This window comes from Thermobifida cellulosilytica TB100 (genome assembly GCF_001517975.1).
Taxonomy (GTDB): domain Bacteria; phylum Actinomycetota; class Actinomycetes; order Streptosporangiales; family Streptosporangiaceae; genus Thermobifida; species Thermobifida cellulosilytica.
In genome coordinates this window covers 200,843-214,437 of record NZ_KQ950182.1, presented here as the reverse complement: position 1 = coordinate 214,437, position 13,595 = coordinate 200,843, and the positions used below count along the sequence as shown (strand labels likewise).

Here is a 13,595-nt window from a genome sequence, read left to right as displayed (position 1 = left end):
CTCGCGGTCGCCGCCGTCATGGTGGTGACCCTGCTGATCGGGTTGCACGGGGTGGCGGCCATGCGCACCACCTCGGATTTCCTGGTGGCCTCGCGGCGGGTCTCGCCGCTGCTCAACTCGGCCGCGGTGTCGGGGGAGTACCTGTCCGCGGCGTCGTTCCTGGGCGTGGCGGGCCTGGTGGTGCGCGACGGCATCGGCGCCCTGTGGTACCCGGTGGGGTTCACCGCGGGCTACATCGCGATGCTCATCCTGGTGGCCGCGCCGATGCGCCGCTCGGGGGCGCTGACCGTGCCGGACTTCGCCGAGGCGCGGCTGGCCTCGCCCGGACTGCGCCGCCTCAGCGCGGCGGTGGTGCTGGTCATCGGCGCGCTCTACCTGGTGCCGCAACTGCGCACCGCCGGGCTGGTGCTCAGCATGGTCAGCAGCCTGCCCTACTGGGTGGGGGTGGTCATCGCGGGCGTGGTGGTGAGCGCGACGCTGGCGCTGGGCGGGATGCGCGCCGCCACCTACGTGCAGGCGTTCCAGTTCCTGGTGAAGCTGCTGCTGTTCATCGTCCCTGCGGTGTGGCTGGTCGCGGCGGTGACGCCCGAGGAGCGGCACACGGCCGTGCACCCGGTGGAGTTCACCCACTTCACCGAGGACACCACCGTGGAGTTCCGGGTGGACGTCACCCTGGAGACGTCGGAGGCGGTGACGGCCGCCACCCCCGACGGCGGCGAGGTGGTGATCGGCCCGGGCGAGGTGACCGTGGAGGCAGGGCAGACCCTGGTGTTCCCCGAGGGCGCGCCCGTGCCCGAGGTGAACGGCGGCGGCACCCCGGGCGGCGAGCAGTGGCACCGCCCGCTGCTCAACCTGAGCGACTACGGGCATCCGCTGCTGGCGACACTGGCGATGCTGACCGCCACCGCGCTGGGCACGATGGGGCTGCCGCACGTCCTGATGCGGTTCCACACCAGCCCCGACGGGCGCTCGGCCCGGCGCACCGCCGCGTTCACGGTGGCGCTGCTGGGGGTCTTCTACCTGTTCCCCGGGGTCTACGGGGTGCTGGGCCGGGTGCTGGTGCCGGGCCTGTACCTGTCGGGCGTCACCGACACCGTGGTGGTGGCGCTGCCGTCCCAGGTGTCGCCCGGCTGGGTGGGCGCGCTGATGACGACACTGCTGGTGGTGGGCGCGTTCGCGGCGTTCCTGGCGACCTCGGTGGGGCTGCTGCTGGTGATCTCCGGGGCGATCTCCCACGACCTGCTGCCCGGCGGGCTGCGCCGGCTGCGGATCACGGTGCTGGCGGCGGCGGGCGTGCTGGTGCTGCTGGCGCTGCCGTCCGCACCGCTGGCCGCGGGAATGCTGGTGACCTGGGGGTTCACGGTGGCGGCGTCGACGTTCTGCCCGCTGCTGGTGCTGGGCATCTGGTGGCCGCGGCTGACCCGGACGGGGGCGGTCAGCGGGGTGCTGGTCGGGCTGGCGGGCACCCTCGGCGCGATCGCGATGGCGCTGTTCGGCCCGCCGCTGGAGGGCTGGCAGGCGATCCTCGTCGCCCAGCCCGCGCCGTGGACGGTGCCGCTGGCGTTCACCACGATGGTGGTGGTCTCGCTGCGCGGCCAGGCCCCGCCGTGGTCGCGGACCGCGATGCTGCGCCTGCACCTGGACGAGCCGCCCCGCACCAGCCCGCCCAACCGGTAGGCGGTAGGCTCCGGTCCTCCGGGGGACGCGCGGGCGGACCTTCGGCCCCGCTTCCGCCACCCCTCCAGCCCTACCTGAGCGTAGTTCTACTGCTCCGGACCGCCTCGACACGTTCATATGCCGTTCGTCGACCGCTGGTCGTACGTCTCGTCGCACAACTCGTCGTTCGAGCCGCCGGGTCTTATCGGCCCTACCCCACCCCACCTACTGTGGCGCAAGCCACAGTGTTCTCCCGCACACTCTCAAGGCTGGGGAGGTCCACCCGTGACCCATACCGACTACGGCAAGTCCGTCCGCCAGGGGCCCGAACCCAACTGGGAGGCGGTCCAGGCGGGCCCGGAGTTCACGGAGCTGCGCCGCAGACTGCGCGTCTTCGTGTTTCCCATGACCGCGTTCTTCCTGGTCTGGTATTTGCTCTACGTCCTGGTCGCCGCCTACCTGTCCGACTTCATGGCGATCAAACTCGTCGGCAACATCAACGTCGGCATCGTCTTCGGTCTGCTCCAGTTCGTCTCGACCTTCGTCATCACCGGCCTGTACGTGCGCTACGCCGGCAACCGCCTCGACCCCATCGCGGACAAGATCCGCCACGAGATCGAAGGTGAGGACAAGTGACCGACATGCACTTCGCCCAGGTCCTGGACTCGGTCAACCCGGTCCTCAACTTCAGCGTCTTCGCCGCGTTCGTCCTGATCACCCTGGTCATCGTGTTCCGGGCGAGCCGCAACACCAAGACCGCCGCGGACTACTACGCGGCCGGCCGGTCCTTCAGCGGCGCCCAGAACGGCCTGGCGATCGCGGGCGACTACCTCTCCGCCGCGTCCTTCCTCGGCATCTGCGGCGCCATCGCCGTCAACGGCTACGACGGCTTCCTCTACTCGATCGGCTTCCTGGTGGCCTGGCTGGTGGCGCTGCTGCTCGTCGCCGAGCTGATGCGCAACACCGCCAAGTTCACCATGGGCGACGTGCTCGCCTTCCGCATGCGGCAGCGGCCCATCCGCGCCGCGGCGGCCCTGTCCACCCTCGCGGTCTCCTTCTTCTACCTGCTGGCCCAGATGGCCGGTGCGGGCGCACTGGTCAACCTGCTGCTGGGCATCGAGGGCGAGGCCGCGCAGAACGCGATCATCGCCACCGTCGGCGTCGTGATGATCCTCTACGTGCTCATCGGCGGCATGCGCGGCACCACCTGGGTGCAGATCATCAAGGCGGCGCTGCTCATCGCCGGCGCCACCGGGATGACCCTGTGGGTGCTGGGCATGTACGGGTTCAACTTCTCCTCCGTGCTCGCCGACGCGGTGGCCATGGAGGGCGGCAAGGGCGAGGCGCTGCTGGCCCCGGGCGCCCAGTACGGCATCAACGCGCTCACCAAGCTCGACTTCCTGTCGCTGGGCCTGGCGCTGGTGCTCGGCACCGCCGGCCTGCCGCACGTGCTGATGCGCTTCTACACGGTGCCCACCGCCAAGGAGGCGCGCCGCTCGGTGGTCTGGGCGATCGGCCTGATCGGCCTGTTCTACCTGCTCACCCTGGTGCTCGGCTACGGCGCGGGCGCGCTGGTGGGCGCCGAGGAGATCACGGCGGCCCCCGGCGGCGTCAACTCGGCGGCCCCGCTGCTGGCCCTGGCCCTGGGCGGACCGGTGCTGCTCGGCTTCATCGCCGCGGTGGCCTTCGCCACCATCCTCGCGGTGGTCGCGGGCCTGACCATCACCGCGTCGGCGTCCTTCGCGCACGACATCTACTCCAACGTCATCAAGAAGGGCAACACCGTGCCCGGCAGCGAGGTGCGGGTGGCCCGCATCACCTCCCTGGTGATCGGCGCGGTGGCGATCCTCGGCGGTATCGCCGCCAAGCAGCAGAACGTGGCCTTCCTGGTGGCGCTGGCCTTCGCGGTGGCGGCCTCGGCCAACCTGCCGACCATCCTCTACACGCTGTTCTGGAAGCGGTTCAACACCCAGGGCGCGCTGTGGAGCATCTACGGCGGCCTGATCGTCACGATCACGCTGATCGTGTTCTCCCCGGCGGTGTCCGGCTCGGAGAAGGCGATGTTCCCCAACCTCGACTTCGCCTTCTTCCCGCTGTCCAACCCGGGCCTGATCTCCATCCCGGTGTCCTTCTTCCTCGGCTGGCTCGGCACCGTGCTCTCCAAGGAGCACGACGCCAAGAAGCACGCCGAGATGGAGGTCCGCTCCCTCACCGGAGCCGGGGCGGAGAAGGCCATCTCCCACTGACCCAGCCACACCCCGAGACCGCCCCGGTGCTTCCTCCCCTCCGGGGCGGTCTCCCCCTGCGACGCTCCCGGCGCCGAGACGCTCGTCCTACGTCCCCAATCCCTCGGTGCCGGGAGTGTCCCCGTCCCAGGACGCCGTCGGGGGCCGTCACGGCCCGGCCCCCGACGGCGTTTCGCGTGACGGCCCGCCCGCTGCCGCGGCCCCTCCCCCGTGAGGCGCCGCGGCAGCGAAAAGATTTCCCGCCTCCCTCGAGGGAACGGCTCCCTGCCCGATTCCGGGAACGGGATCCGCCACCCGCCGGGCCGATTCGCGGCGGCCAGGCCGTGCGGCCGACCGCCCGAAATATGCTCCGGCAAAGAATCCCCGGCCGCGCGGACCGCCTCTTTCCGTCCAACTCCACCACGGCGTCACCGAAGTTCGAACGTGTTGCGACCGCCGGAAACAACGCTGTCGGCCATGGACACGACGACAAGCAGAGATTTCGACGCCGCGGAAAGCACCGTGGTCTCCCGGTCGACGGCCCGCCGCCCGGCGATCCGCACTCCACTCGGCGACGAGGAGCCGCTCCCCGGCGACAGCCGGGCACGGCCGCGGCACCAGCAGCCCGGACAGGCCTCCCGAAGACCGGAACGCCGCCCCGCGCCCCTGCCCGCCGCACCCCGGCACCACCGGCGCCCGAGGCTTCGCGCAGGTGAGAGGGTCGGCCGCCCCGGACTGAGCCCGCGTCCCCCGCCCACGGCCCGGCGTCGGCCCCGGCACCGACCGCCCCCGTCAAAGGCCCGCCGGACGCCCCGGCGCACCACCGGCGTCCCCCGCGCACGGGACGCCCGCGACAGCGGCCTCCCCACAGGGCCGCCCCCCGGCGGCACCGGCACGCGCCGCGCACACCCGCCGAATAATCGAGGCGCCCGTTCCCTCGCGAGAAGCCACAAACCGTTGCGGAAACGGGGATTCAGCCCTCGAACCCGCTTTTCCCACAGGCCATCAGGCGGTTTCTGCGGAAACGAAATTCTGCGAACCACCAATACGACAGACCAACTCGTGGTCCACTTACTCTATGAAATCGGATGATTACTTCCATGTAATGAGTCCAGTTCACAGGACCGCCCATAAGACCACCACCCCCCTGGTGGTCCTGTGCGTCACCGTCACCCTCAGCCGCGGCGCGCTCTACTACGCCTTTCCGGTGCTGGCCCTGCCCATCAGCGCAGACACCGGCTGGCCGCTCGCGGCGACCATGATCGTGTTCTCCGTCTCCCAGATCCTCGCGGCCCTGGCTGGCATCCCGGTCGGCCGGTGGATGGACCGGAAGGGACCGCGCGCGGTGATGACCCTCGGGGCCGCCGTCGCCGTGCCCGCCCTGGTCGCCGTCGCCTTCGCGCCCAACCTGTGGTGCTTCGCCGCGGGATGGCTCGTGGCCGGCTCCACGATGGCCGCCCTGTCCTACTCCCCCGCGTTCGCCGCGCTCACCCGCTGGCACGGACCCAACCGGATGCGGGCACTGACCACCCTGACCCTGGTCGCCGGACTCGCCAGCACGGTCTTCGCCCCCCTGGCCGCCGCCCTCGACCACTGGCTGGGCTGGCGGGAGACCTACCTGGTGATGGCCGCCGCCCTGCTGGTCACCGCCGTGCCGCTGCACGCCTTCGCGCTGCGGCTGCCCTGGTTCCCGTCCCCGGAGCGGCCGGAACGGACCGCCGTGTTCCGCCCCGTCGCCATCCGCTCCGTCCTGCGCAGCAGGGCGTTCGTCCTGCTCTCCGCGGCCCTCACCCTGAGCGCGTTCGGCATCTACGCGGTCCCCATGAACCTGGTGCCGCTCCTCGCCGAACGCGACCTGGGCACCGGCGTGGCGGCGTGGGTACTGGGCATCGGCGGGGTCGGCCAGCTCCTCGGCCGCCTCGCCTACAGCCCGCTGCACCGGCGCGCCAGCACCCGCACCTGCTCGGTCACCGTCCTCGGCGTCGGCGCGGCCACCATCCTGCTGTTCGCGGTGGTCCCCGGACCGGTCACGGCACTGTTCCTCATCTCCGCGCTGGCGGGAGGCGGCCGCGGACTGTTCATCCTGCTCCAGGCCACCGCCGTCAGCGACCGGTGGGGCACCGCCCACTACGGAACCCTCAGCGGCATCCTCCAGGCCCCGGCGACCGTCGCCATCGCCCTGGGCCCCGGAGCAGGCACCCTCCTGGCCGGACTCCTCGGCAGCTACCCGCTGCTCTTCACCCTGCTCGCAGCGGTCACGGCGACCGGCGCCCTCCTGGCGGCGGGCTCGCTTCCCTCCCGCACCTGACAACCGACCCGAGGCGCCGCTCCACCGGGGAGCCCGCGGCGCGGCGGTCACCCCCTTCCCGCAACCCAGCAACCCGCCCCCACACGCTCCCCCGCACAACCCCCGACGGGCTCGCCGACCCTTCCGGCCCGCCCCGCCCGGAGACGGCGCCCGACCGGCCGCCACGGCGACGGCCCGCCCGAAGCCGCCCACCGCAGCGGCGAGCACCCGCATTCGCCGCCGACTCGCAACGCGGCCGGCCCCGGGGCAGAGCATCGCCCCGGGACGAGCAGAACCGCGCGACCACGAGGCCCCGACCCCGTGGTCGCGCAGGACGGACCGCCCACAGCTCACCCCCGCGAGCGGCCCCCACCGCCGACCGCCCCCGGCGGCGACGAACCGCTCCCCCTGCCGCGGCCCCGCCGCCGAGCAGGCGTCGCACCCCCGCCCCGCGGCCCCGCCGCAGCCTCCCCGGGCCGCACCCGCGCCCACAGATCGGCCCACTGCCGTGCGGTGAGATCCCTGGGCAGCACCTGCGGGGACAACCGGTGGGCGCGCAACCAGTCGCGCAGCACGGAACGGGGCACCTGCCCGGTCCGGACGAGCACCTCCCCGAGCCCGCGGCCCGGCCCGGTGAACACCCGGGACACGAACCGCTGGTATCCCCCCAGGTCGGCCACCAGGGGCTCGGGCCTGCGCACGGCCGTCAGCAGCCCGCCGTCGACCGACGGGACCGGCCGGAACGCGCGGGCCGGAACCCGCGCGTGCACGGCGAACTCGTACCAGGGCCACCACGAGGCGGTCAGCAGCGACGCCCCGCCGACCCCGGCCCGACGGCGCGCCACCTCCCACTGCACCACCAGGACCGCGGTGTGCCAGTGCCGCGCCGCGAGCAGGCGCCGCAGCGCGGCCGTGGTGAGGTGGAACGGGAGGTTGCCGACGACGACGTGCGGGACGTTCGGCAGCCGGAACCGCAGCAGGTCGTCGTTGACGACGGTGACGTTCCCGGTGACGCGCCGCCGCAGCCGCCGGGCGCGCCGGGGGTCGAGTTCGACGGCCGTGACGGGGCGGCCCAGCCGGCCCAGGGGGACGGTGAGGGCGCCGTCGCCCGCGGCGAGCTCGACGATCGGCCCGCGGGTCGCGGCGACGAGGCGTTGGATGTCGGCGATGACCGCCCGGTCGGTGAGGAAGTTCTGACCGAGTTCGTGGCGTCCGCCGTGACGGGAAGGAGAGGACATGGGTGTGGCTCCGCGTGGCAGGTGGAGCCGGGCAGCGTGAGGCGCCGCACCGGCGTGGGACCCGGATGCGGCGAAGCCGAGAGGCGATGGTCGGCCCGCCGCTAGGCGCGGCGGAGCCGGATGAAGAACGCTGCGAATGCACCCATGCGGTGCATCGTAACAGGACTCCGGGACGGCGGCACCTCCTTTTCCGCCGCCCCGGGCGGCACGGTCACCCCGCCTGCGGCGGCACCGGGGAGGGGGCACCGGGCGCGGGGAAGGCCGCGGGCTGCGGCGGGTAGAGGTCCCGCAGCCGCTTCTCGTCGACGACCACGGTCCCGGCGAGCTTGTCGTGCAGGCACTGCCGCTTCGGCCGGTCCCACAGCAGCCACAGCACGTTGAGCTGCCCGAGCAGGGGAATCCAGTTGACCAGGTGGTAGAAGCTCGGGGAGTAGCACAGCGCCCGCAGCGCGGCCCGCCCGGAGGAAGGGCGGCCGCCGTCGACGGCGTTGACGACGCGCAGGCCGACCACCCGCTTGCCGATGCTCTGGCCGTTGGAGCGGAGCAGCAGCCACTCGTAGAGGAAGCCCACGCTGACCAGCGCCCCGGGCAGGAAGACCGCCTGCCAGACGGGCGCGTTCTCGAGGTCGCCGCCGTTGAGCAGCAGGACCGCGGTGACGGCCAGCCCGGCCGCGAACCAGCAGACCGTCGTGACCAGGCCGTCGATGATGCGGGCGCCCAGCCGCACCAGCGGGTCGGCCAGCGGCAGCACCGGCGGGCTGCCCGGCAGGGGAGCCGGCACCTGGTAGAGCCGGTCGGGAGGAACCGGCGGCGCCACCGCCTGCGGGTAGGGGGCCGACGGCGCAGGAGCGAAGTGCGGGGGCTGCGGGCCTGTCTGCGGCGCACCGCCGTCCTGGGGCGGCTGGGGCGGTGGAGGCTGTTGGGGGTGCATGGAGGTTCTTCCCTGCTTGCTCGGGACGGTGCGACGGTCCGCCGTCCGCGCGGCGCGGGGGAGCCGAGGCCCGGCACGGGGGTGCGGCCGTCCCGACCGGGAAGCGTGCTCGGGGGCGCTCCACCGCCGGAGCGGTCCGGGCCGCGGCCGGGAGCGCCACCAGCGCAGCCGTCCCGCCCGCGCGGGGCTCGGTCGCTCCGGGGTCCCCCTCCGCCTCCGCGGACACCGTCGCTGGAGTCAGACCGCTCCCCACAGTAACGCCCGGGGCGTGCGGCCTCCAACGCCGCCGTCCTCATCCGGCCATGCGCTCCCCCCGGGGCAGCGCCCGCGCCCCGACCTCCTCCGATGGACGGCACAACCCCGGTCTTACGCCCCCGGATGCCGCACTCTGCCCAAAAACCCGTTACGCTTAAGGGGCGTGTATGGCACCCTGAGCGGTGTATCGCGCGGGCCATTAGCTCAACTGGCAGAGCAGCGGACTTTTAATCCGCGGGTTCAGGGTTCGATCCCCTGGTGGCCCACCACACAGCCCCAGGTCAGAGCCGGTTTCGTCGGCTCTCCGGCCTGGGGTTTCGTCGTGTGTCGGCTCCTGGGGCCGCACTCCCCGCATCCGCGCAGGCCAGGCCCCTGGACAGGTGCTCCACCGGCCGTGCGCGGACGGTACCTTTCAGTCCTCGACGTTCGGGGTGACCAGACCGTCACGGTTGATGACCGCCGGTCGTGCGGTTCCCCGTTTGCTAGCTGAGGCAATCTGCTTGGCCCGGACCGTGACGAGGTGCCCCCGTAGTCCAGCAAGGTCGGTGTAGGGCGGCCCTCACCGCGGCAGCTCCCGCTGCCCGAGGACTGCTCGGGCAGCGGACAGCCGCGTCCGCCCACCGGCGCGGCCGGGTCAGGTCCGACGGCGCAGCGCGAGGACCGGGATCGTCCGGGCGGTCTTCTTCTCGTACTCGCGGAAGCCGGGACGCTCGGCCTTGAACCGCTCCCAGGCGGCGTCGCGCTCCTCCCCGGTGAGCTCCTCGACCCGCACGTCGACGACGCCGTCGTCGGGGGTCTCGATCGTGGTCTCCGGGTGGGCGAGGAGGTTGTGGTACCAGGCCGGGTTGTCGGGGGCGCCGCCCTTGGAGGCGGCGACCAGCCAGGTGTCGGGGTCCTGGCGGACGTGGACGAGGGGGTTGACCCGTTCGATTCCGCTCTTGGCTCCCCGGTGGTGCACGAGGACGAGGGTGCGCCCGAAGGGCGCCGAGGTGACGGTGCCCCCGTTGGCGCGGAACTCCTCGATGATCTTCCGGTTGAAGTCGTTCATGGTTCCTGTCCTCCTTTCTCTGCTGCTCAGGCGGCTTTGTCCGGTCTCGGCGCGCAGCGTTCGCGGTCAGGTCCGCTGCTCGCCGAGGAGCGCTTGGAGGAGGGGACGGAGCTGGGCGCGCTGGGCGTCGTCGAGCCGCTGCAGGACCAGCGCGCTGTTGGAGACGCGGTCGGCGATGTCGGCGCGCAGCCGCCTCCCGGCGGGTGTGAGCTGGAGCAGTTTGACCCGGCGGTCCCGGCCCGGGGTCCGCTCCGCCAGTCCTCGCTGCTCCAACTGGTCGGCGATGCCGGTGATGTTGGAGCGGTCGCACGCCAGCCTGTCGGCCAGCTCCCGCATGGGCATGGGGCCGTCGAGGCTCGCGACAGCCCGCGCGAGGTGCGCCGGGAGCCCGATCTCCCCGGCCGTGCGGGCGAACACCGCCTTGGACTCCTCGGCGACGCGGACCAGAAGTTCGGCCAGCTCACGTGCTTCCCGCAGGCGTTCTTCCGAACTCGTCACAGGACCGAATATACGAGGACCAGTCAATAGTTGACTCAGTCACGAAATGTGTTTTACCTTCCGAGAAAGCCACAGCCCCGGCAAAACACCCCGATCCCCACACGGCATCCACCACGAGCGTCCCCGAGCCCGGCCCCCAGGACTCAACACTGAAAAGAGACCGCATGGCCCCCACCGCCCAGCCCAATCCGCGGACCATCACAGGACGCAACATCGCCGTCGCCGCCGCTGCGGCGGCCGCCGTCGACCTGGTCGTCTACGCCGCCGCGTCCGCTGCGGGCGCCACCTGGGAGGCCAGCGCGCCCTCCCCGGTCAGCCCTGTCGCCGTGGTGGTCTTCTCTGTCGTCCCGCTCGTCGCGGCAGCGCTCGTGGTCGCGGCGATCGCCCGGAAGAAACCCGGGTTCCAGCGCTTCGCCCACTGGTTCTGCCTCGCGTTCGCGATCGTCACGGTCGCCGCCCCTGTCCTCGCGGCGCCGCAGTTCCTCACCGCAGCCAGCCTCGGCCTGATGCACCTGGTCGTGGGCGGTGCCTGGTACTGGCTCTCCCACCCCGGCAGGCGCACCGCCTGACCACGGGACGGCCTCGCGAGGGCCTCCGTCCGGCCTCGCCGACCGGCAGGCCGACAGAGTCAGCCCTCGGCAGCGGCCCCGTGGGAAGCCCCGCGAGGACGCCTGACTCTACGGCTTCCCCGTGACAGGTCCGGACCCGCACCGACGCCCTGCGCGGGTGCGGGCCGATCCCCACTCGGACGGCCTGGGTACCCGGCACGGGCGGCGGGTCGGCACCAGAACGTCCGGGGCGATTCCGTCAGTCTCCTCCGACCAGTTCCTCCCAGGTCCACGCCCTGGCGGGCGTGCCGTCGGGCTCACGACCGTAGGGCTTGAGGGCCGCGGAGAGCTCCCGGAGCGCGCCCGCGTCCAGAGCCCGACGCTCCAGTCTCCGGGCCTCCTCGTCCTGCCCGATCCGGCACAGATCGCTCAACAGGCAGCCGACGCCGAACGGGTCGACCAGGTCGACGCGGCCGGCGGGAGCACGTGCCGACAGGCTCTGCGCGGCCCCGTCTCGGCCGTCCAGGCTCAGTTCCCTCAGCAGACGTGCGCCCCGCCCGGGTCGACCAGGTCGACGTGGGCGCCGGGGTCGCGTGCCAGCAGCACCTGTACGGCCTCGTCCGATCGGCCTCGCGCAGCGCGTCCAAGCAGCACGGCCACTTCGCCCGGGGCGATGAGCGGGGCACGGGATGCTGGACCAGGTACGCCGGATCACGGCCGGTGCCCGGCGCGGACCCGGCTCCGGCGGCACAGTGTCTCCTGACGGACCCCGGAGGGGAAGCGACATGAGCGCAGTCGTCCCGGCCCAGACGAGCCTGCTGGACACGGCTGCTCCCGCACAGCGGCACGGCACCGGCACGGTGGGACTCGTGGCCTTCAACGCCCAGCACGCCTCGCCCGAGCGCTCCCGCGCCCAAGCCGACTGGCTCGCCGCGCACAACTGCGCCGACATCGTGGTGGCCAGCGAGGTCTCCGGCAGGCACGCCGCCCTGGCCCAGGCGCTCTCCGAGCACGGCTACGACGTCCTGGTCCCCGACAGCGGCGGGGACTACCGGGTCGTCCTCGCCTCCCGCGTCGGCGAGCTCTCGCCGCTGCCGGACCTGCGGCTCGCCCACCTGCCGCACCGGGCGGTGACCGCGCAGCTCGCTGTGGACGGGGTCCGGCTCGCGGTCATGGGCCTGTACGTGCCCTCACGCGGCCCGCGCGAGCGGCGCAACGTCGACAAGCGGCTGGTCCAGGAATCCGTCACTGCCCTCCTGCCCGCGCTGGCCGCGACAGCCGCCGAGATCACCGTGGCCGCCGGGGACCTCAACGTGGTGGAACCCGGCCACCGCCCCCACCACAGGGTCTTCGGGGCCTGGGAGTACGACTTCTACCGCGCCTTCGCCGCCCACGGCCTGACCGACGCCTTCCGCCACCTGCACCCCGACCTGCTCGACCACTCCTGGTACGGGCGCTCCGGCGACGGCTACCGCTTCGACCACACCTTCACCACCGCACCCGAGCGCGTCCTCTCCTGCGCCTACGACCACACTCCCCGGCACCTGCGGCTCAGCGACCACGCCGCAATGGCCACCGTGGTGACCACCAGTTGACCCCGGTTCCCCGCACAGCCTGGTGGTGTCGCACATGCTCCGAGCGGGATCACGACGGCCTGCCCCCAACCGACCGCACTTTCTCCCCCATCACTGCAACCGGCTACCACGCTGACAGGAAGGCAGGGCTTCCGTTGATCGGAGATGAACCGTCACTGCGGCAGCGCTGGCTCGGGTCCAGGCTTGCCCAACTGCGTCGAGAACTCGGCCTTTCGCTGCAAGAGGCGTCGAACCGCGCCGAACGCTCCACCGCCTCGCTGAGCAGGATCGAGAACGGCCTGGTAGCGCTACGCCCTCGCGACGTGCGCCCGCTCCTGGACGCCTATGGGGTCGTCGACACCGACCTGCGGGAGACACTGATCGCGGTGGCCGGAGAAGTACAGGCGGAGCGGCGCGGCTGGTGGGTGGAGCACAACGACCGCCTCTCCCCCTCCTATCTCGACCTGGTACGCCTGGAGGCGACCGCGACCCGTATCCGCACCTTCGAGGTCGGCGTCTTTCCAGGGCTGCTCCAGCACGAGCGTTATGCGCGTGCAGTGATCCGAGCCACCAGCGGAACCTCACTCAGCGAAGAAGAGATCGACCACTTCGTCTCCGTGCGCAAACAGCGCCAGCAGATCCTCACCAGAGACAAGGACCCGGTCGACTTCCACGCCGTCATCCACGAAACCCTGCTCCACCAGTGCCTGGACGAACCCGACGTCCGCACCGACCAACTCCGCTGTCTGGTGGAGCATGCCGAACGCCCCAACGTCACCGTCCAGGTCCTGCCGCTGACCGCCGGCACCCATCCGGCGCTCACCGGAGCCTTCGCCCTCCTGACCATGCACCGGCTGGAAATCGCCCACGTCGAACTCATGACCAGCGACGTCTCCATCGAGGAGCCCGCCAGCATCCAGCGCTACCAGAACGCATTCGCCGTCCTCACCGAACTGTCCCTGTCCCCCGAAGCATCGGCCGAACTGCTTTCCAACAAAATAGACATCGAGGGATGAAAAACCTGGAAGCAGACAAGGTGAGTCCGGTGGAAGACCTGTCCTGGTACAAGAGCAGCTACAGCACAGCGCAGAGCAACTGCGTCGAGGCAGCTCTCCTGCCCTCCGGCGGCATGGCGCTGCGCGACTCCAAGAACCCCGAGGGCACGGTCCTGCACTTCACCGGTGAGGCGTGGACAGCCTTCCAAGAGGCCCTGCGCGCCGGTGAACTCTGAGAACCACCGCAGCCTCCCCAAGCAGGTCCCATCCCTCGTGTTCCGGGGCGCACGAAGCCGACCTCGGTCAAGGGCCGGTGTTCGTCCGGAGAAGCCAACGTTCT

The 13,595-nt window shown here is 72.0% G+C and carries 12 protein-coding genes, 1 tRNA gene and 1 pseudogene; 9 read left to right on the top strand and 5 right to left on the bottom strand.

Annotation, left to right across the window (positions count from 1 at the left end; all coding sequences use genetic code 11):
* Positions 1–18 precede the first annotated feature (18 nt).
* The 4 genes from AC529_RS11105 to AC529_RS11090 all read left to right on the top strand — a co-directional run bounded on the left by AC529_RS11105 (position 19) and on the right by AC529_RS11090 (position 6,189).
* Positions 19–1,677 (top strand): sodium/solute symporter, encoded by a 1,659-nt coding sequence (locus tag AC529_RS11105; RefSeq protein WP_068756892.1) that lies wholly within the window; start codon positions 19–21, stop codon positions 1,675–1,677.
* 264 nt (positions 1,678–1,941) lie between these two features.
* Positions 1,942–2,292: a DUF485 domain-containing protein gene (locus tag AC529_RS11100; protein ID WP_068756324.1), complete on the top strand. Its 351-nt coding sequence runs from the start codon at positions 1,942–1,944 to the stop codon at positions 2,290–2,292.
* A 5-nt stretch (positions 2,293–2,297) separates the two neighbouring features.
* Positions 2,298–3,902 carry a solute symporter family protein gene (locus AC529_RS11095; RefSeq protein WP_198156408.1) on the top strand — a complete coding sequence of 535 codons (1,605 nt, stop codon included), beginning with the start codon at positions 2,298–2,300 and terminating at the stop codon, positions 3,900–3,902.
* Between the two features lie 1,084 nt (positions 3,903–4,986).
* The gene (locus AC529_RS11090) at positions 4,987–6,189 is read left to right on the top strand and encodes an MFS transporter (RefSeq protein ID WP_068756321.1); all 1,203 of its coding nucleotides are present in this window, start codon (positions 4,987–4,989) and stop codon (positions 6,187–6,189) included.
* Between the two features lie 467 nt (positions 6,190–6,656).
* Here AC529_RS11090 and erm read toward each other — a convergent pair.
* A pseudogene (gene erm, locus AC529_RS11085) lies at positions 6,657–7,406 on the bottom strand (23S ribosomal RNA methyltransferase Erm); the annotation flags it as partial.
* A gap of 211 nt (positions 7,407–7,617) precedes the next feature.
* Positions 7,618–8,337 (bottom strand): RDD family protein, encoded by a 720-nt coding sequence (locus tag AC529_RS11080; RefSeq protein ID WP_083948137.1) that lies wholly within the window; start codon positions 8,335–8,337, stop codon positions 7,618–7,620.
* A gap of 448 nt (positions 8,338–8,785) precedes the next feature.
* Here AC529_RS11080 and AC529_RS11075 point away from each other — a divergent pair.
* Positions 8,786–8,861, top strand: a tRNA-Lys gene (locus AC529_RS11075).
* A gap of 365 nt (positions 8,862–9,226) precedes the next feature.
* Here the strand turns inward: AC529_RS11075 and AC529_RS11070 are convergent.
* Together AC529_RS11070 and AC529_RS11065 are read right to left on the bottom strand one after the other, a co-directional pair.
* Positions 9,227–9,640: a nitroreductase family deazaflavin-dependent oxidoreductase gene (locus AC529_RS11070; RefSeq protein WP_068756317.1), complete on the bottom strand. Its 414-nt coding sequence runs from the start codon at positions 9,638–9,640 to the stop codon at positions 9,227–9,229.
* 66 nt (positions 9,641–9,706) lie between these two features.
* Positions 9,707–10,138 carry a MarR family winged helix-turn-helix transcriptional regulator gene (locus AC529_RS11065; protein WP_083948136.1) on the bottom strand — a complete coding sequence of 144 codons (432 nt, stop codon included), beginning with the start codon at positions 10,136–10,138 and terminating at the stop codon, positions 9,707–9,709.
* Between the two features lie 164 nt (positions 10,139–10,302).
* Here AC529_RS11065 and AC529_RS11060 point away from each other — a divergent pair, with 164 nt between their 5' ends.
* Positions 10,303–10,707, top strand: coding sequence for a DUF6069 family protein (locus tag AC529_RS11060; protein WP_068756315.1), 405 nt, complete (start codon positions 10,303–10,305; stop codon positions 10,705–10,707).
* 238 nt (positions 10,708–10,945) lie between these two features.
* Here AC529_RS11060 and AC529_RS20130 read toward each other — a convergent pair whose 3' ends face one another.
* A complete protein-coding gene (locus AC529_RS20130; protein ID WP_157080187.1) occupies positions 10,946–11,119 on the bottom strand; it encodes a hypothetical protein in 174 nt (57 codons plus the stop codon).
* A gap of 352 nt (positions 11,120–11,471) precedes the next feature.
* Between AC529_RS20130 and AC529_RS11055 the strand changes: the two genes are divergently transcribed.
* From AC529_RS11055 to AC529_RS11045, 3 genes are all read left to right on the top strand, one after another.
* The gene (locus AC529_RS11055; RefSeq protein ID WP_068756314.1) at positions 11,472–12,281 is read left to right on the top strand and encodes an exonuclease/endonuclease/phosphatase family protein; all 810 of its coding nucleotides are present in this window, start codon (positions 11,472–11,474) and stop codon (positions 12,279–12,281) included.
* A gap of 134 nt (positions 12,282–12,415) precedes the next feature.
* Complete coding sequence (locus tag AC529_RS19635; protein ID WP_198156394.1) at positions 12,416–13,276, top strand: helix-turn-helix domain-containing protein; 861 nt, start codon at positions 12,416–12,418, stop codon at positions 13,274–13,276.
* Between the two features lie 29 nt (positions 13,277–13,305).
* Complete coding sequence (locus tag AC529_RS11045; protein WP_332307056.1) at positions 13,306–13,491, top strand: DUF397 domain-containing protein; 186 nt, start codon at positions 13,306–13,308, stop codon at positions 13,489–13,491.
* Positions 13,492–13,595 lie beyond the last annotated feature (104 nt).